The sequence below is a fragment of the Zoogloea sp. genome, assembly GCF_017302315.1.
GTDB lineage: Bacteria > Pseudomonadota > Gammaproteobacteria > Burkholderiales > Rhodocyclaceae > Zoogloea.
This window is the reverse complement of sequence record NZ_JAFLDT010000002.1, coordinates 1-16,859: the sequence shown is the minus strand read 5'-3', so window position 1 is coordinate 16,859 and position 16,859 is coordinate 1. Positions and strand designations below refer to the sequence as shown.

Annotated in this window: 17 protein-coding genes; 10 read left to right on the top strand and 7 right to left on the bottom strand. The window is 66.3% G+C overall.

Translation table 11 applies throughout. The annotated features are described in order from the left end of the window. Positions 1-501, top strand: a complete 501-nt coding sequence (locus tag J0L98_RS00955) for a hydrogenase maturation protease (RefSeq protein WP_296409451.1) — start codon at positions 1-3, stop codon at positions 499-501. A 97-nt stretch (positions 502-598) separates the two neighbouring features. Here J0L98_RS00955 and J0L98_RS00950 read toward each other — a convergent pair whose 3' ends face one another. From J0L98_RS00950 to J0L98_RS00935, 4 genes are all read right to left on the bottom strand, one after another. Then, complete coding sequence (locus J0L98_RS00950) at positions 599-1,096, bottom strand: hypothetical protein (protein ID WP_296409450.1); 498 nt, start codon at positions 1,094-1,096, stop codon at positions 599-601. 519 nt (positions 1,097-1,615) lie between these two features. Further along, positions 1,616-2,239, bottom strand: coding sequence for a response regulator (locus J0L98_RS00945; protein ID WP_296409448.1), 624 nt, complete (start codon positions 2,237-2,239; stop codon positions 1,616-1,618). A 109-nt stretch (positions 2,240-2,348) separates the two neighbouring features. Further along, positions 2,349-2,870, bottom strand: coding sequence for a single-stranded DNA-binding protein (ssb, locus tag J0L98_RS00940; protein WP_296409445.1), 522 nt, complete (start codon positions 2,868-2,870; stop codon positions 2,349-2,351). A 31-nt stretch (positions 2,871-2,901) separates the two neighbouring features. Next, positions 2,902-4,074 carry an MFS transporter gene (locus J0L98_RS00935; RefSeq protein ID WP_296409597.1) on the bottom strand — a complete coding sequence of 391 codons (1,173 nt, stop codon included), beginning with the start codon at positions 4,072-4,074 and terminating at the stop codon, positions 2,902-2,904. 90 nt (positions 4,075-4,164) lie between these two features. Between J0L98_RS00935 and uvrA the strand changes: the two genes are divergently transcribed. The 6 genes from uvrA to lgt all read left to right on the top strand — a co-directional run bounded on the left by uvrA (position 4,165) and on the right by lgt (position 12,692). After that, on the top strand, positions 4,165-6,999 hold the full coding sequence (gene uvrA, locus J0L98_RS00930) for an excinuclease ABC subunit UvrA (RefSeq protein WP_296409444.1): 2,835 nt from the start codon (positions 4,165-4,167) through the stop codon (positions 6,997-6,999). 379 nt (positions 7,000-7,378) lie between these two features. Continuing rightward, a complete protein-coding gene (locus tag J0L98_RS00925; RefSeq protein ID WP_296409442.1) occupies positions 7,379-7,984 on the top strand; it encodes a response regulator in 606 nt (201 codons plus the stop codon). A 145-nt stretch (positions 7,985-8,129) separates the two neighbouring features. After that, complete coding sequence (locus J0L98_RS00920) at positions 8,130-9,890, top strand: EAL domain-containing protein (protein WP_296409440.1); 1,761 nt, start codon at positions 8,130-8,132, stop codon at positions 9,888-9,890. Positions 9,891-10,091: 201 nt separating this feature from the next. Beyond that, positions 10,092-11,000 carry a DUF1186 domain-containing protein gene (locus tag J0L98_RS00915; RefSeq protein WP_296409438.1) on the top strand — a complete coding sequence of 303 codons (909 nt, stop codon included), beginning with the start codon at positions 10,092-10,094 and terminating at the stop codon, positions 10,998-11,000. Positions 11,001-11,214: 214 nt separating this feature from the next. Then, on the top strand, positions 11,215-11,901 hold the full coding sequence (locus J0L98_RS00910; protein WP_296409436.1) for a YceH family protein: 687 nt from the start codon (positions 11,215-11,217) through the stop codon (positions 11,899-11,901). A gap of 8 nt (positions 11,902-11,909) precedes the next feature. Further along, positions 11,910-12,692 (top strand): prolipoprotein diacylglyceryl transferase, encoded by a 783-nt coding sequence (gene lgt / locus J0L98_RS00905; protein ID WP_296409434.1) that lies wholly within the window; start codon positions 11,910-11,912, stop codon positions 12,690-12,692. A 343-nt stretch (positions 12,693-13,035) separates the two neighbouring features. Here lgt and J0L98_RS00900 read toward each other — a convergent pair whose 3' ends face one another. The 3 genes from J0L98_RS00900 to J0L98_RS00890 form a co-directional block, all read right to left on the bottom strand. After that, positions 13,036-13,371, bottom strand: a complete 336-nt coding sequence (locus tag J0L98_RS00900; RefSeq protein WP_296409432.1) for an AzlD domain-containing protein — start codon at positions 13,369-13,371, stop codon at positions 13,036-13,038. Continuing rightward, entirely contained in the window at positions 13,368-14,069 is a 702-nt protein-coding gene (locus J0L98_RS00895; RefSeq protein WP_296409431.1) for an AzlC family ABC transporter permease, read from the bottom strand. The genes J0L98_RS00900 and J0L98_RS00895 overlap by 4 nt, the downstream gene beginning before the upstream one ends. Before the next feature lie 138 nt (positions 14,070-14,207). Then, positions 14,208-14,648 (bottom strand): GNAT family N-acetyltransferase, encoded by a 441-nt coding sequence (locus J0L98_RS00890; RefSeq protein WP_296409429.1) that lies wholly within the window; start codon positions 14,646-14,648, stop codon positions 14,208-14,210. A 410-nt stretch (positions 14,649-15,058) separates the two neighbouring features. Here J0L98_RS00890 and J0L98_RS00885 point away from each other — a divergent pair, with 410 nt between their 5' ends. From J0L98_RS00885 to J0L98_RS00875, 3 genes are read left to right on the top strand one after another with little or no spacing between them, the layout of a single operon-like run. Beyond that, positions 15,059-15,274 (top strand): VF530 family protein, encoded by a 216-nt coding sequence (locus tag J0L98_RS00885; RefSeq protein ID WP_296408937.1) that lies wholly within the window; start codon positions 15,059-15,061, stop codon positions 15,272-15,274. A gap of 21 nt (positions 15,275-15,295) precedes the next feature. Then, the gene (locus J0L98_RS00880) at positions 15,296-15,934 is read left to right on the top strand and encodes a TRIC cation channel family protein (RefSeq protein ID WP_296409426.1); all 639 of its coding nucleotides are present in this window, start codon (positions 15,296-15,298) and stop codon (positions 15,932-15,934) included. A 44-nt stretch (positions 15,935-15,978) separates the two neighbouring features. Beyond that, entirely contained in the window at positions 15,979-16,857 is an 879-nt protein-coding gene (locus tag J0L98_RS00875) for a pirin family protein (RefSeq protein ID WP_296409424.1), read from the top strand. The last annotated feature ends 2 nt before the right edge of the window (positions 16,858-16,859 follow it).

Here is a 16,859-nt window from a genome sequence, read left to right as displayed (position 1 = left end):
ATGTCCCTGGTGATCTTCGCCGTGGGCAACCCTTCCCGGGGCGATGACGCCCTCGGCCCGCTCCTGATGGCCGAACTCGAAACACAGAGTCTGCCCGGGGTCACCCTGGTGACCGACTTCCAGCTACAGATCGAGCATGCCCTGGACCTTGACGGCCACGATCTGGCCCTGTTCATTGACGCCGGCACCGGCACACCCGCCCCCTTCGGCTTCTACGAGGTGAGCGCCTCCGCCGGCATGTCCATCACCACCCATGCCCTGACCCCATCGGCGGTGCTGCAGGTGCACGCGCAACTTCGACCGGTCACGCCACCGGCCTTCGTGCTGTGCATCCGCGGCGATCATTTCGAGCTGGGCGAAGGCCTCGGCGAGGCGGCGCGAATACACCTCCAAGCGGCGCGCGCGCATCTGGCGGAATGCCTTGCCCTGCCTGAAGCACAAGCCTGGCGCCAGCGGCAGACCCATGACCGTGCCACCAGCCCCGCGCCTGAGTGCGTGTGAGCACATAGACTGCGCGGCCCGGCTTCACCCCTCCGACGCTCACCGCCTCCCTTGTGCGGCGACGCCTTCGTCACACCTGCGGAGGCAAGCCCGGGGGCTAGTTCTGGGCTGCGGAGGCCCGCCGCACGACATATTCCTTGAGCAGAATCGAGATAGCCTGGGCCGCCGGCTCGCGCAGGCGGGTACCCCCACGAAGCTGGGCCACCAGTACCGGGCACGGCTGGGCGCGTTCGGTCGGGCCGCCCCGCACCAGCAATAGCTGATCACAGGGCAGTTCGTGCCACGCCGGAGAGCGGGCATCGATGCCAATGCTGACGGAATCCTCCCGGGAAGCCAGCCAGATGCGCAACTCATCACTGAAGGACGCGCACGACACCACGCGCTCCGACTCGCCGCAGCGGCCAAAGCCGCTGACCCACACGAGCTCTTCCTTGATCCTCTCGCCGTCCGGACTGAGCAGACCGATGGCAATCCTCTCGGCATCCAGGGCACGCAGGAGCTGACGCAGGGCCCGAAGGGTGGCGAAACGCACATCGTCCAGGTGGCGAACCAGGGCAGCCCCGGTGATCGCGGCTTCAGAAACGGGATCTCCCACGTCGTCATCTCCAAGGGGCTGACCGAATTGCCGCCCCATACGCGACAAGGATTCTTGCTCGAGCTTGCAGAACATGAGGCTGGCCCTCGGGTGCATTCCAGCGCGGATGCAGTGGTAGGCGACACTTGACGGCACGCCGAACAGGCAATGTCTCAAGACAGAAATTAACAGTTACGTCAAATTCTACAACAAAGGTAGATTTTGAACGGCATATTGCCAAATCGATATTTTTTACTGAATTTAGCGCAGAAGCGCGCCGGAGGACTGCGTAAAAATGCCTGGGGAATTCACGAAATTTTATGAAACAGTGCGAAATCCGACTCCAGGGAGGCGGAGGGCATCACTGGATACGGATATATTGAATGCAGGCTTCACGTCATTTCACAGACCGCTCGCCGTGAAACAGGGAGATGGACGCAAGCCCCTGCCGGCCAGGCCGACGGGCAGGGGAAGGAGAATCAGCGGAAGATCAGATTCAGCAAGACCTGCCGAACGGCAGGTGAAAAGCGTGATGCGTGTTCAGGTGGCCCGGCCGCGTCGCTGGAGGGCCATGATCTTGGCCTGGACGTAGCCCTTGAGTTCACGGAATGGGACAGGTTTGCTGTACAGGATCACATCAGCCGGCAAGCCACCGTTCTCGACGATCTCGTCTTCAGTAAGTCCGCTGACCACCACGATGTCGAGATCCTGCAGCTGGGGGTCGGCCCGCAGGCGACGGATCATCTCGAACCCGTCAATGCCCGGCATGCGCAGATCGGTGATCAGCAAGTCAGGCGGAACACGGCCGATCTCAAGGAGACCATCAATCCCGCTGGACACCATGCGCACCTGAAGAGGCAAAGCCCAGGTGGAAAAAGTGTGCTCATAGAGCTTCTGCAGGATGCGATCGTCCTCCGCCACAAGCACCTGGAGGACACCTGCTGCAGCCCGTAGCGCACTCTGCCCACCACCCGCCATGGAACGGGCACGGAACTCTTCGATCGAACTCACTCGGATGCGCCGATGCCCCCCGGCAGTCTTCCATCCTTCCAACTGGCCGTTCTCGACCATCTGCTGGACAGTGCCCAAGGAAAGCCCCAAGCGCTGGGCGGCTTCGGAGGTGCTGCAATATTCCTTTTCAGGAGATTCGGGCGTGGCGGCCATTTCAATAGGGCATAAAGAACGAGTCAGTGTTGAACGATGTTACCAGCTAAGCCGGTGGTGTCGGGGCGCTGACTTTGCCCCGGCATCTCCTTCAATTGACGACAATATCTCAAAATGGGATATCGTCGTCAAAATCACCAAAACCACCCCCTGCCGGCTTCTTTGGGGCCGATGCACCGGCGGGAGCAGGAGCGGGGGCCGGAGCACCGCCGTAGCCGCCATCCCGGCCTCCGCCACCCGCAGCAGGCGCGAAACTGCCTTCGTTGCGTGACGGGGCATCCGCGCCGCCCATGCCCTGGCGGCTGCCCAGCATTTTCATCTCGTCAGCACGGATTTCGGTGGTGTAGCGATCCTGCCCATCCTTGTCCTGCCACTTGCGCGTGCGCAGGGAGCCTTCGACATACACCGCGCTCCCCTTGCGCAGATACTGACCGGCGATCTCGGCAAGCTTGCCGAAGAACACCACCCGGTGCCATTCGGTGGCCTCGCGCTTCTCACCGCTGGCCTTGTCGCGCCAGGTGTCGGTGGTGGCGAGGGTGATGTTGCAGATCGCGTCGCCACTCGGGGCATAGCGGGTTTCCGGGTCCTTGCCCAGGTTGCCGATAAGAATCACCTTGTTGACCGAAGCCATATGTCTCTCCTGAAAAATTCTTGGGGCGGAATCAGGCGGCAGCAGGACGCCGGATCGGCGGGGGAACCATGCCCGAGGCAAGGATCAACCAGACCAGGGCAAGACCGCCCCCCAGCAGGGATACCGCGCCCGCCCCCACGTGCTGGACCAGCCACCCACCCAGGACGCCGCCCAGAAACAGCCCGACGGACTGCAATGTATTGTAAATGCCCAAGGCCGTGCCTTTGGCATGGGGAGGCGCGATCCGCGAAATCCATGACGGCTGGGTCGCCTCGAGCACATTGAAAGCAACGAAGAACAGCGTCAGCAGGATGGCCAGCGGCCACAGCCCCGCACTTCCCGTCAGGTACAAACCGGCCTGGACGACAATTAGCAAGCCGATGGCCGAGTTGAACACCTTCTTCATGGCCCCCTTCTTCTCGGCCATGATGATGGCGGGCACCATCACTGCGAAAGACAGCAGCACCGCGGGCAGATAGACCTTCCAGTGCTCGGCCATCGGCAGCCCGGCGGCCACCAGGCCGGCCGGCACCAGCACCCACATGGCGGTCTGCATCAGATGCAGGGCGAAGACACCGAAGTTGAGCCGCATCAGCTGGCCATTGCCCAGCACCTCGGAGAAGCGCCCGACGGCCCGGGGCACCGGCGGTGCGGCGGGTACGACGAAAAGCACCGTGAACACGGCCCCGACGGCCAGCGTAGCGGTAAGCCAGAACAGGCCATCCATGCCGATCAACGCGTACAGCAGCGGCGCAGCCACCATCGACAGGGCGAACACCAGGCCGATGGAGGAGCCGATCATGGCCATCACTTTGGTGCGGTGCTGGTCGCGGGTGAGGTCGGCAGCCAGGGCCGTGACTGCTGCCGAGATGGCACCGGCACCCTGCAACACCCGGCCGATGATGACCGTCTGCACGTCCTGGGCGAGGGCGGCCACGACGCTGCCGACAATGAACAGGAGCAGACCGAAGACGATCACCGGCTTGCGTCCGAAACGGTCGGAGGCGGCACCAAAGGGAATTTGCAGGAAAGCCTGGGTGAGCCCGTAGGCGCCGATGGCCATACCGACCATCGCCACGTTGTCACCGCCCGGCATGCCGCGGGCATGAACCGCAAAGACGGGCAGGATCAAGAACAGGCCGAGCATGCGCAGGGCGAAGATCGCGGCCAGCGAAACGCCGGCGCGACGCTCGGCCGGGCTCATCTTGTCGGTGTCGGAAGAAGCCATCGAAGCTGCTGCGTGGGGAGGGGCAAGAGGCGTATATTAACAGGTTGCCCCCACCCCGAACGCCCCATGGAAGCCATCCGAATCCGCGGTGCCCGCACCCATAACCTGAAGAACATCGCGCTCGACATTCCGCGCAACAAGCTCACCGTGATCACCGGGCTTTCCGGCTCCGGCAAGAGCTCGCTGGCCTTCGACACGCTCTACGCCGAGGGCCAGCGTCGCTATGTGGAGAGCCTGTCAGCCTACGCGCGGCAGTTCCTGCAGTTGATGGAGAAACCCGATGTGGACCTGATCGAGGGCCTGTCGCCGGCCATTTCCATTGAACAGAAGGCCACCAGCCACAACCCGCGCTCCACGGTGGGCACGGTCACCGAGATCCACGACTACCTGCGCCTGCTCTACGCCCGCGCCGGCACGCCCCACTGCCCCGACCACCCGGAGCACGCCCTGGAGGCCCAGAGCATCTCCCAGATGGTGGACGCGGTGCTGGCCCTGCCCGAAGAGACCAAGCTGATGATCGTCGCCCCGGTGGTCAGCGGCCGCAAGGGCGAACAGGCCGATCTGTTTGCCGAGCTGCGTGCCCAGGGCTTCGTGCGGGTGCGGGTGGATGGCATCGTCCATGAGCTCGACAACCTGCCGGCCCTCGACAAGGCCCGGCGCCACACCATCGAGGTAGTGGTGGATCGTCTCAAGGTGCGCCAGGATCTGCGCGGCCGCATCGCCGAGTCCTTCGAGACCGCCCTCACCCATGCGGAGGGCCGCGCCATTGCCGTCGAGATGGACAGCGGCACCGAACACCTGTTCTCGGCCAAGTTCGCCTGCCCGGTGTGCAGCTTCGCCCTGGCCGAGCTCGAACCGCGCCTGTTCTCCTTCAACAACCCGATGGGCGCCTGCCCCAAGTGCGACGGCCTCGGCCACGTGGACTTCTTCGACCCCGCCCGTGTCGTCGCCCACCCCGAGCTGTCCCTGGCCTCCGGCGCCATCCGCGGCTGGGACCGGCGCAACCAGTTCTATTTCCAGCTCCTCGCCAGCCTCGCCAGCCACTACGGCTTCGACATCGAGACCCCCTGGGAGAACCTGCCGGAAGCCATCCGCGAAGTGGTGCTGCACGGCTCCGGCAAGGACAAGATCGCTTTCCGCTACCTGTCCGACGGCGGCAAGGCCGTGCTCAAGGAGCATGCCTTCGAAGGCATCATCCCCAACCTGGAACGGCGCTTCAAGGAAACCGACTCCCTGGCCGTGCGCGAGGAGCTGGCCAAATACCGGGCCAACCAACCCTGCCCGGCCTGTCACGGCACGCGCCTGCGCACCGAGGCGCGCTTCGTGCTGATCGGGGGTCGCAACCTCTCCGAGATCAGCCGCCTGCCCCTGGGCCAGTGCAAGGCCTTCTTTGACAGCCTCAGCCTCACCGGCCAGCGGGGTCAGGTGGCCGACAAGATCGTCTCCGAGATCTCCAGCCGCCTGCAGTTCCTGATCAACGTCGGCCTCGACTACCTGTCCCTCGACCGCTCCGCCGACACCCTGTCGGGCGGCGAAGCCCAGCGCATCCGCCTGGCCAGCCAGATCGGCTCCGGCCTTACCGGTGTCATGTATGTGCTCGACGAGCCCTCCATCGGTCTGCACCAGCGCGACAACGACCGCCTCCTCGACACCCTCCGCCGTCTGCGCGACATGGGCAACACCGTGATCGTCGTCGAGCACGACGAGGACGCCATCCGCATGGCCGACTACGTGGTTGACATGGGCCCCGGTGCCGGCGAACACGGCGGGCGGGTGATTGCCGAAGGCAAGCCGGAAGACGTGGCCGCCCACCCCGACTCCCTCACCGGAGCCTACCTGTCGGGCACCCGCAGCATTGCCGTACCCGCCACCCGGCACCGCCCCGACCCCGAACGCATGCTGCGCATCAAGGGCGCCACCGGCAACAACCTGCGCGATACCTGCGTCGACATCCCGGTGGGACTATTCACCTGCGTCACCGGCGTTTCCGGATCGGGCAAGAGCACCCTCATCAACGACACCCTCTACGCCCACGTGGCCCGCCACGTGAACGGCAGCAGCATCGAAGCCGCCCCCTGCGCCGGCATCGAGGGGCTGGACCACTTCGACAAGGTCATCAACGTGGACCAGAGCCCCATCGGCCGCACCCCGCGTTCCAACCCGGCCACCTACACCGGCCTGCTCACCCCCATCCGCGACCTCTTCTCCGGCGTACCCGAAGCCAAGGCCCGTGGCTACGGCCCCGGACGCTTCAGTTTCAACGTCAAGGGCGGGCGCTGCGAAGCCTGCCAGGGCGACGGCCTGATCAAGGTGGAGATGCACTTCCTGCCCGACATGTACGTGCCCTGCGACGTCTGCCACGGCAAGCGCTACAACCGGGAGACCCTGGAGATCCGCTACAAGGGCAAGACCATCTACGAAGTGCTGGAGATGACGGTCGAGCAGGCCCTGGCCTTCTTCAACGCCGTGCCCATTGTCGCCCGCAAGCTCGAGACCCTGATGCAGGTCGGCCTTGGCTATATCCGCCTCGGCCAGAGCGCCACCACCCTGTCGGGCGGCGAGGCCCAGCGCGTCAAGCTGGCCCTGGAGCTGTCCAAACGCGATACCGGGCGCACCCTCTACATTCTTGATGAACCCACCACCGGCCTGCACTTTGCCGACATCGAGCTGCTGCTCTCGGTACTCCACCGTCTGCGCGACCACGGCAATACTATCGTCGTCATCGAACACAATCTGGACGTCATCAAGACCGCCGACTGGCTCATCGACATGGGTCCCGAGGGGGGAGACGGGGGCGGCATGGTGGTCGGTGCCGGCTCGCCGGAGGAACTGGCCTTCAACCCCGCCAGTCACACGGGTCGCTATCTGACCAGACAACTGAAGCCCCGACCCATCCCCTGAGCATACCGGAGAGCCGCGCCCAGTCTGGAAGGAAGCCTGCGACGTGGCGCCCCCGCGGGCAGACTATGGGGTATGATGAGTACCACGTAAACGGACACTTCGGCAGGGGGCCTCCCCCAGGAACACCGACCGCAACACATTCCGGAAGATTACATCAGGCGCCCAGCCCCCGCGCCGACGATGGCAAACCGCATCGCAGGCAATACATGGGATCTCGTAGCTCGGGGGCACCTCACCAGGCAAGCTCCATTCCGCCCTCCTCCGGGCGCAGCAGCGCCGTACGGCACCGTACCGGTCTTCGCCGGCCCCTGCCCATCAGCCACCCTGTACGGCCCCTGCACCATCCGCCTCACCGCCCGGCCATCAATCGAGCCCCGTCATGAGCGTCGATACCTCCACCCCCGGCCGGCCGCGCATTCTGCTGATTGCCGATGACGCCACGTTCACCACAGCCCTGCATCTCGGCCTCCAGTCAGAGGGCTACGAGCTGACCTGCGCCACAGACACAGGCCACGCACTCGCTCTGCGCGGGGAAGCCCATTTCGACCTCGCCATCCTCGATGAACCGCTCCCGTGCATCATGCAGCATGAACTCGCCCGCACGCTGCGGGAGCAATTTCAGCTGCCCTTCATCGTGCTCTCCAGTTGCACCGATGGGAACTGCCTCCAGAATGCCATCATTGAGGGTGCCCTCGCCTACCTCATGAAACCGGTGGATGTGTGTCAGCTGATACCGATGATCGCCACCGCCATCGCCCGCGGAACGGAATTGAAAGCCCTCCGCACCACCTGCGACCAGTTGCAGACCGCCCTCAATCAGGAAAGGGACATCAGTATCGCCACTGGCATGGTGATGGTCCTGCTCGACCTGGATCGGGCGGGTGCCTTTGAATTCCTGCGCCGCCAGGCCCGGTCAAGCCGGCGCAAGCTTGGCGAGGTAGCCCACGAATTGATCGGCAATCGCGGCGCCACCCTAAAGACATAGGCATTCCCGCCGTAAATCGGCACATTCCATGGTCGTCCCTCACGGCGACGGCACCACGGGCCCGGACCCCGCCCCAGACTGACTGTTGCCAAGGTTCTCGCAGCCCGTACTCTGCCAGGACGGCGGCCACTCCAAGCGGGGCAGCATGATCGCCAGTTCCAACGGCCGGCCGGAAACCGGGCTTTCCCAAGGCAAGACCGCCAGCCCGGTCGACGCACCCTACCTCAACTGCGGCGCCACTCCCGTCGCCCAGATCCTTGCCCGCGCCATCGAACAGACCGATGATGCCGTCATGATCACCCGCTCCGATGGCATTATCGAGTACGTCAACCCGGGCTTCGAGCGCATCACCGGCTACCGCTCTGGCGACATCGTCGGCCGCCGCCCTTCCATCCTCGCCTCGGGCATGCATCCGCCCGCCTTCTACAGTGAACTGTGGCGCACCCTCGGCCGCGGTGAATCCTTCCGCAGCGTGTTCACCAACCGGCGCAGTAGTGGCGAGCTCTACTACGAAGAGAAGACCATCAGCCCGATACGGGGAGCCGACGAAACCATCAGCCATTTCGTGGCAACCGGCAAGGACGTCACCGAACGCATTGCCGCCGAACGCCGCCTCGAATACCTGGCCAACTACGATGCCCTCACCGGCCTGCCCAATCGCAGCCTGCTCCATGACCGCCTCGCCCAGGCCATCCAGCGCGCCCATCGCCTGGGCAAGGGGGTTGCCGTGCAGTTCGTGGACCTGGACCGCTTCAAGCTCATCAACGACACCCTCGGCCACAATGCCGGCGACCGGGTGCTGATCGAAGCCGCCAGCCGGCTGCGCCAGTGCCTGCGCGCCACCGACACCGTCGCCCGCCTCGGCGGCGACGAATTCATCCTGATCCAGGAAGGCGTGGGCAATCCCGATGAAGTCGAGCAAGTCGCGCGCAAGGTGCTCGATGCCTTCGCCCCCTGCTTTCCGGTAACGCCTCCCCAGGGCCTCTTCGTCAGCGTCAGCGTCGGCCTCGCCCTCTACCCGGGAGACGGCCTCACCCCTGACGAACTGCTGATGCGGGCGGATCTGGCCATGTACCGGGCCAAGGAGGGCGGGCGCAACAGCTTCCGCTTCTTCGAAGCGGCCATGGACGCCAGCGCCATGCGCACCCTGACCCTCGAAGCGGCCATCCGAGGCGCCCTCGACAATCAGGAATTCGCCGTCGTCTACCAGCCCATCATCGACACGCGCACCCAGCGCCCGATTGCCGTCGAGGCCCTGATGCGCTGGCACTCACCCGCCCATGGCACCGTTCCGCCGGATCACTTCATCCCTCTGCTCGAAGAGAACGGCATGATCGTGCCCGTATCCCGCTGGGCCCTGCGTCAGGCCCTGCGCCAGGTTCGTACCCTGCAATGCGCAGGACAACCCACACTGCGCCTTGCCTTCAACCTCTCCAGCCGCCAGTTCCGCGACGTGGAATTGCTCCAGGACGTCACCGCGGCCCTCGACGAAGCGGGTTTCGATCCCGCGCTGCTGGAGCTTGAACTCACCGAGAGCGCCCTCATGGACAACCCGGACGCCTCTGCCGCCGTGCTGGAAGCCCTGCGCGCACGGGGCATCCGGGTCGCGGTGGACGACTTCGGCACCGGCTACTCATCCCTCGCCTACCTGATGCGCTTCCCCGTGCGCACCCTCAAGATCGACCGCAGCTTCGTCTATCAGATGGAGCGCAGCAAGGAAGCCGCCACCATCGTCCGCGCCATTGCCTCCCTGGCGCGCAGCCTGGGGCTCGAACTGATCGGCGAAGGGGTCGAAAATGTGGGGCAGCTCGCGCTACTGCAGGAAGTCGGCTGCCACCAGGCCCAGGGATTCCTGTTCAGCCGGCCGGTCACGGGTGCCGAACTGGCTCTTAGCCTCCCCCACTGAAAGCACGAAATGCCATCGCAACGCGCGGTTCGGGTTGCCTCCGGGAAGCGCCGCCGTACACGGGGTACGGCGGGCGTCCCAAAAGCGCAATCACGCCCCACGGCAGACTGACTCGCACGCCCGCACGCCCCGGCCACCACAACCCGCAGCGGCGCACGGCGTTCCAGTACACTGATCGCCATCCCCACTTTGCCCACGCCCATGTCCGAACTCTGGTCTGCCCTCCGCCCCCGGCTGGAACACCTGACGAACCCCCTGCCCCTTGCCGAACTGCAACTCGCCGACACCCGCAGGGACGAGATCGCCCCCCTGCTCATCGCCGAACTCGACGCCCTGGCCAGCGACCCTGCACCGGCCCAGGCCGACGGCTACGTGCTGCACCTGTATGCCATGCTGCTCCTGGCCCGCTGGCGCGACAGCCGCGCCTACCGGCCCCTCGCCGAACTCGGCCACCTGGACGAAAGCCGGGTGGACACCGTCTTCGGCCAACTGGTCCACGACAGCTACGGCCGCGCCCTGGCCTCCACCTGCGACGGCGACCTGACCCCCCTGACCCGCCTCGCCGATGATGACGCCGCCAGTACCTGGGCCCGTGCCGCCGCCCTCGAAGCCATGACGCTCGCCGCCCTTGAAGGTCACTGCAGCCGGGGCCCGGTGATCGACTTCCTGGCCGACTTCGGCACCCGCGAAGCCCAGGCCCTCCGGGACAACCCGGAACACAACAACGACTTTCCCCTGATTGACCCGGTGGCAGCCCACCTGGCCGATCTCGGCGCCACCGAACACCTCCCCCTGATCCGCGAATGGTTCACCGCCGGACTCATCGACGACGGCTACGTGGACGCCACCCAGCTCGAACACGACATTCGCCGCAGCCCCGCCGCAGCCCTGGCCGCCGTACGCGAAGCCGGCCACGGCCTGATCGACGATCTGATGCCGGAAATTGCCATCTGGCCCCACATCCACCACATGCCGCCGGTGGAGCTGCCCCCCATCCCCCTCGGCGCCCTGCGCGAACCCATCGTCCGCGAAGAAGCCAAGGTTGGCCGCAACGACCCCTGCCCCTGTGGCAGCGGCCGCAAATACAAGAAGTGTCACGGCGCCAACTGAGAGGGTGTCAAGAAATCGTAGCGAGCGCTTCGAGTTCGCCCCGAGAAGCGCAGCCGTACAAGGCTACGTTGAGCATCGCAGGGGTGAAATCGGGTCGCGCAGCAGATTTATTCACACCCTCTAAGCCTGTCCGGCGAAGCCCGAACCGCCTTGCCATCCGGCCGACGCACTGCGTCGGCTATCATTGCGCCCTCGCAACAAACGGAAGCCCGCCATGACCGACACCGCCCCCGACGTCCCCGCCGCCGCACCTGAAACCCGCTCCGGTTTCGATCTGGACGACTTCGAGGTGCGCGTCCTCGCGGTTCTCATTGAAAAGTCCTTCGTCACCCCCGACACCTATCCCCTGTCGGTCAATGCCCTGCTCACCGGCTGCAACCAGCTCACCGGCCGCGAACCGGTGATGAACCTGTCCGAAGCCACCGTGCTGACCACCCTCCATCGTCTGGTCGAGCGTGGCCTGGTGACCCAGCGGCACCAGGCCGGCGCCCGCGTTGCCAAATGGGAACACCAGATCCGCCTGCGCCACTCCCTCACCCCCCCGATGCAGGCCGTGCTCACCATCCTGATGCTGCGCGGCCCACAGACCATCGGCGAGATCCGCGCCCGCTGCGAGCGCATGCACACCTTCAACAGCACCGCCGACGTGGAGAACGTGCTCGAACGCCTGGACGACAAGGGCATGGCACTTCAACTGCCCAAGGCCCCCGGCACCAAGGAAGCCCGCTACACCCACCTCATGAGCGGAGAAGCCGCCGCCCAGCAAACCTTCGAAATCGGCGAGAGCGGCCCCCCCCGGGGCAGCCGCGTCGGGGAGCTCGAAGAAGAAGTCCGCCGCCTGCGCCAGCAGCTTGAATGGCTGACCAACGAGTTCGAGGCCTTCCGCAAACAGTTCCAGTGAGTCCAGGCATGTTCGTCCATCCCCAGTTCGACCCCATCGCGATCTCCCTCGGCCCCGTGGCCGTACGCTGGTACGGCCTCATGTACCTGGTCGCCTTCATCCTCTTCGTGCTCCTCGGGCGTCTCCACGCCCGGCGCCGCCCCGAACTGGGCTGGAATGCCCAACAGATCGACGACCTCCTGTTTTATGGCGTGCTGGGGGTGATCCTGGGCGGCAGGCTGGGCTACGTGCTGTTCTACAAGCCCCTCTACTACCTGTCCCACCCAGCCGAGATCCTGGCGGTGTGGCAGGGCGGCATGGCCTTCCACGGCGGCTTCCTGGGCGTGCTGGTAGCCATGTGGTTGTTCGGGCGCAAGACCGATCGCCCCTGGCTGGCCGTCACCGACTTCATCGCTCCGTTGGTGCCCCTGGGGCTGGCCGCCGGGCGCCTGGGCAACTTCATCAACGGCGAACTCGTCGGGCGGGTTACCGACGTACCCTGGGCCATGGTCTTCCCCCAGGTGGACGCCCTGCCCCGCCACCCCTCCCAGCTCTACCAGTTTGCACTGGAAGGGGTCAGCCTGTTCCTGATCCTGTGGTGGTTCTCCGCCAAACCCCGCCCCCGCGGCCTGATCTCCGCCGTCTTCCTGATCGGCTACGGCGCCTTCCGCTTCATCGCCGAATTCGGCCGTGAGCCCGACGACTTCCTCGGCCTGCTCACCTTCGGCCTGTCCATGGGCCAGTGGCTGTCCCTGCCGATGATCCTCGCCGGTGTGGCCATGGCGGCCTGGGCGGTGAAACGGCGGGACTAAGGTCCTGACCGGGCAGGCCCCGGCCAGGACGTGCAGCGGGATCAGATTGATCCGGCATTACGCAAGGCGATGTTCGCGTTAACGCTGGGAGGCGTTTTCACCTCGACAGGCAAGGCTTGAGCCCTTATTTGCGGGCGTTCCGTTGCTTGACGTTACATCGGCCGGGATTTTTCCACGGCCGGGTTTGCACACCCGGCCGTGGGCGGGAACCCCCGAAGGGGGCGCGACAGCGGGGTACGTTTTCTTGCCTTCTTCTTTGTCGTACAACAAAGAAGAAGATCGCCCGCCGGGGCGAGACCCGGCCAACGATACGCCAAACACCAGCACCCCACCCAGCAAGGGCTCACCCCATCCAAGCCGAAAGCAGCCTCTCCAACCCCCACAACACCCCCATCCCAGCAATGAAGGGCAGCCAGGGATTGCGGAAGACCAGGGCGGCCAGCACCGCGGCTGCGGCCGCCGCCAGCCGGGGGCTGAGCACGGTGAGCTCGCCACCCGACACAAAGATGTCCGGCGCCACGATGGCCGCCAGCGCCGCGGCCGGGGCGTAGCGCAAGGCCTTCTGTAGGGACTCGGGCAGCGCCGCCCGCTCACCCAGCACGATGAAGCTGGCCCGTGGCAGGGTCGTGGCCAGGCCAAGGAGGATAAAGAGGCCCCACAGGGTCCAGTCGTAGTTCATGACAGGTCCTTTCCGCGCCAACTCTCCGCAGCAAAGCCCGCCGCAATACCGGCGACGATGGCCACGATCACCCCCAGGCGCAGGGGCATGCCGCGCAGGGCCACCGCCAGGCCGCCGCCCACCAGGGCCGCCACCAGCATCGGCCGCACCCGGGCCATGGGCACCAGCAGCACGATCAGGGCGATGGTAGCCATGAACTCCAGCGACCAGCCCCGCGGGATGGAACCCGCCGCCATCACCCCGCAGAAGGCAAAGACCTGCCACAGCAGCCAGGACCACAGGGACGGCCCCAGGTAATAACCCAGGCGCCATTGCGGGTCAGGATGGGACAGCATCTTCTCCAGGCAGGTGGCGAAGGCCCCGTCGGTGAGCAGGTGGCCCGACAGCCAGCGCGCCCCCAGGGGCACGCCACGGAAGCCGCGGGCGAGGGCCGCACTGAAGATGATAAAGCGCAGGTTGAGCACGAAGGCGGTGATCACGATCAGCCATACCGGCGTGCCGGCGGCGATCAGCGGCAGGGTGCCGAGCTGGGCCGTGCCGGCAAACACGATCACATTCATGCCCATCGCCTGCAGCGGCGTGAAGCCAACCCCGGACATGGTCAGACCGGTGACCAGCGCCCACGGGATGAGGCCGACGGACAGGGGCAGGAAGGCGAGGAAGCCCTCCCGCAAGCCGTCCCGGAAACTCGGGGACATGCCCACTCCTTTCAGAATCGAGCGGGCGACCTTAGCACGCGAGGAGGCATGGGACCGTCCGGGTTAACGTGAAGGTCATCCCGCCGCCACTACGGTCAGGACGGCGCCCCGGCGGGAGCGCACCGGCAGGCCCATGGTTCAGGCCTGCCCGTCGGCAGGGGGCAAGGGCTCGAAGAAGTGGAAGGCCGACTTGCGCATGCCCTCACGCTCGTAGAAGCGGTGGGCGTCGGTGCGCTGCAGGCCGGAATCCAGGTGCAGCCGGGTGCAACCCCTGTCCCGGGCAAACTGGCGCAGCCACGCCAGCATGGCCGCCCCATAGCCGCGCGAGCGCAGCTCGGGTGCCGTAACGAGATCATCGACGTAAAGGAAAGGCCCCCGCGCCAGGCTGTCGCCGAGGCGAAACCCCGCCACCACCGCCACGCGCTCACCTTCAAGCCCGTAGGCCAGACCATAGCCCGCCAGGGCCAGGCGGCGGACCCGGGCAACGAAACCGGCCTCGTTGAGATCCGGACGCAGCACCTTCATCACCGCAAAACAGCCCGCTATTTCGGCGTCCGTGGACGCCATGCGCACTTCCATGCCTCTTCTCCTTCCGGACACCGCGTCACACGGTAAAGCCATCGCCCTGACGTGGCAACAAGGACCACACAGGAATCCTGCAGCGAGCCAGAGCGTCGCATGACGCCCTCGCAGACAAACGATGGAGAACATGCGGACGGCAGGTGGCGCGGCCCGGAGGCCCACGCATTACACAGGGCTGGGGGCAACGGCGCCGGGAGCAACGGGCAGGGAGAGAAGGCCACGTGCCGGCACAGGGGCGCGAAGCTGCCTGCCATCGCCTGGAGAGGCAGCAGGGGATCAGCAGCAGGATGTGGACACGACCGCAGCAAGAGGGCCACTCGCAATATCAACGGGGGATTGTCGCCCCCCCTTGGCAGAGCGTGCAAACAGGATCAAAGTTCCCGCCGCCCGCCCACGAACACGCCGCCATGACCGATCAGCCCAACAACCCCCTCCACGGCATCACCCTCGAAAGCATGCTCACCGAACTGGTGGAGCGCTACGGCTGGGACAGCCTGGGCAACCAGGTGAACATCCGCTGCTTCCAGTTCGAGCCGAGCATCAAGTCCAGCCTCAAATTTCTGCGCCGCACCCCCTGGGCTCGCGCCGAAGTCGAGGCCCTGTACCTGAGACAACGGCGCTAGGCCAGCGCGGAGCCGACGCCCATGGCCGCCGAGTTTCACGTCCCGGTCTATTTCGATTACCTGGCCACCTTCAGCTGGGCCCTCTCCGGCGCCATCGTGGCCCTGCGCAAGCGCTGCGACATCGTCGGCCTGTTCGTGCTGGCCCTGCTCACCTCGGTGGGCGGCAGCATCCTGCGCGACGGGCTTTTCCTGCAGCGCACCCCGCCGGTGCTCACCGATCCGGTCTATCTACCGCTGATCACCCTGGCCACCCTGCTCATCGCCCTGCTCCACCAGCGCATTGCCGATCTGCCGGTGGTGGACAAGCTGGTCAGCACCATCGACGCCGTCGGCACCCCGGCCTTTGCGGTGGTGGGCATGCAGCTGGCCCTGGGGGCCGGCATCCCGCTGCCCGGGGTGGTGCTGGTGGGGGCGGTGAGCGGGGTGGGGGGTGGCGTGCTGCGCGACGTGATCGTCCGCGACGTTCCCTTCATCCTCCAGCCCGGCCAGTTCTTCGCCCTGGTGGTGCTGCTGGCCAGCCTGGCCTTCCTGGCACTGACCCTGGCCCTCGGCGTGGCCACCGTGCCCGCCGCCTGGGCCACCATCGCCCTGTTCTTCGTGGTGCGCATGCTCACTATCCGCTACAACTGGCAGACCCGCCCCCTGCTGCGGAACGAATAGGCCGCCCGCCCCCTCCATACCGGACTGCCCGAAGGAGACACCCCATGCAGCCGATCGAACGCATCACCCCGCGCAGCGCCGACCTGGGCGAAGGCCTGCACGTGCGCCGCGCCCTGCCCACCCGCGAGCGCCGCATGATCGGCGCCTGGTGCTTCCTTGACCACGCCGGGCCGGTGGATTTCGCCCCGGGGGGCGGCATGCACGTGGGCGCCCACCCGCACACGGCCCTGCAGACCTTCACCTGGCTGATCGACGGCGAAGTTTTGCACCGGGACAGCCTGGGCAGCGAGCAGGTGATCCGCCCCGGGCAGGTGAACCTGATGACCGCCGGCCACGGCATCGTGCACACCGAAGACTCCCTGCCCGACGCCCGCCGCCTGCACGCCGCCCAGCTATGGATCGCCCTGCCGCCGGAACACGCCGACTGCCCGCCCGCCTTCGAACATCACCCGGACCTGCCCCGCTGGACACAGGATGACTGCACCCTGACCCTGCTGGCCGGGCGCCACGGCGAGCACCAGTCACCGGCGCGCCTCCACTCGCCCCTGATCGGGCTCGACATCTGCAGCAACGGCGAAGCCCGGCTGACCCTGCCCCTCAACCCCGGCTTCGAATACGGCATCCTGCCCCTGGAAGGCAGCCTGCGCATCGGCGACGAGACCTTCGACAGCGATGCCTTTGCCCGCTTCGCGCCGGGCGCCGACAGCCTCCATCTGGAACTCGCCGCCCGCACCCGCCTGCTCGTCATCGGCGGGGAGCCCTTCGCCCAGCCGGTGCTGATGGCCTGGAACTTCGTCGGTCACAGCCGGGAAGCCATCGCCGCCGCCCAGCGCGACTGGGAAGCCGGCAACCCCCGCTTCGGCGCCGTCGAGGGCAGCACCCGGCGTCTGGTCGCGCCGCCCCTGCCGTGGATCGGCCACTGACA

Bases quoted from the DNA above. Each gene is read 5' to 3' on its own strand.
- uvrA (WP_296409444.1), top strand. From the start codon at position 4,165: ATGGAAGCCATCCGAATCCGCGGTGCCCGCACCCATAACCTGAAGAAC.
- J0L98_RS00925 (WP_296409442.1), top strand. From the start codon at position 7,379: ATGAGCGTCGATACCTCCACCCCCGGCCGGCCGCGCATTCTGCTGATT.
- J0L98_RS00885 (WP_296408937.1), top strand. From the start codon at position 15,059: ATGACCGATCAGCCCAACAACCCCCTCCACGGCATCACCCTCGAAAGC.
- J0L98_RS00955 (WP_296409451.1), top strand. From the start codon at position 1: ATGTCCCTGGTGATCTTCGCCGTGGGCAACCCTTCCCGGGGCGATGAC.
- J0L98_RS00945 (WP_296409448.1), bottom strand. From the start codon at position 2,239: ATGGCCGCCACGCCCGAATCTCCTGAAAAGGAATATTGCAGCACCTCC.
- J0L98_RS00900 (WP_296409432.1), bottom strand. From the start codon at position 13,371: ATGAACTACGACTGGACCCTGTGGGGCCTCTTTATCCTCCTTGGCCTG.
- lgt (WP_296409434.1), top strand. From the start codon at position 11,910: ATGTTCGTCCATCCCCAGTTCGACCCCATCGCGATCTCCCTCGGCCCC.
- J0L98_RS00880 (WP_296409426.1), top strand. From the start codon at position 15,296: ATGGCCGCCGAGTTTCACGTCCCGGTCTATTTCGATTACCTGGCCACC.
- J0L98_RS00915 (WP_296409438.1), top strand. From the start codon at position 10,092: ATGTCCGAACTCTGGTCTGCCCTCCGCCCCCGGCTGGAACACCTGACG.
- J0L98_RS00910 (WP_296409436.1), top strand. From the start codon at position 11,215: ATGACCGACACCGCCCCCGACGTCCCCGCCGCCGCACCTGAAACCCGC.
- ssb (WP_296409445.1), bottom strand. From the start codon at position 2,870: ATGGCTTCGGTCAACAAGGTGATTCTTATCGGCAACCTGGGCAAGGAC.
- J0L98_RS00890 (WP_296409429.1), bottom strand. From the start codon at position 14,648: ATGGAAGTGCGCATGGCGTCCACGGACGCCGAAATAGCGGGCTGTTTT.
- J0L98_RS00920 (WP_296409440.1), top strand. From the start codon at position 8,130: ATGATCGCCAGTTCCAACGGCCGGCCGGAAACCGGGCTTTCCCAAGGC.
- J0L98_RS00895 (WP_296409431.1), bottom strand. From the start codon at position 14,069: ATGTCCCCGAGTTTCCGGGACGGCTTGCGGGAGGGCTTCCTCGCCTTC.
- J0L98_RS00935 (WP_296409597.1), bottom strand. From the start codon at position 4,074: ATGAGCCCGGCCGAGCGTCGCGCCGGCGTTTCGCTGGCCGCGATCTTC.
- J0L98_RS00875 (WP_296409424.1), top strand. From the start codon at position 15,979: ATGCAGCCGATCGAACGCATCACCCCGCGCAGCGCCGACCTGGGCGAA.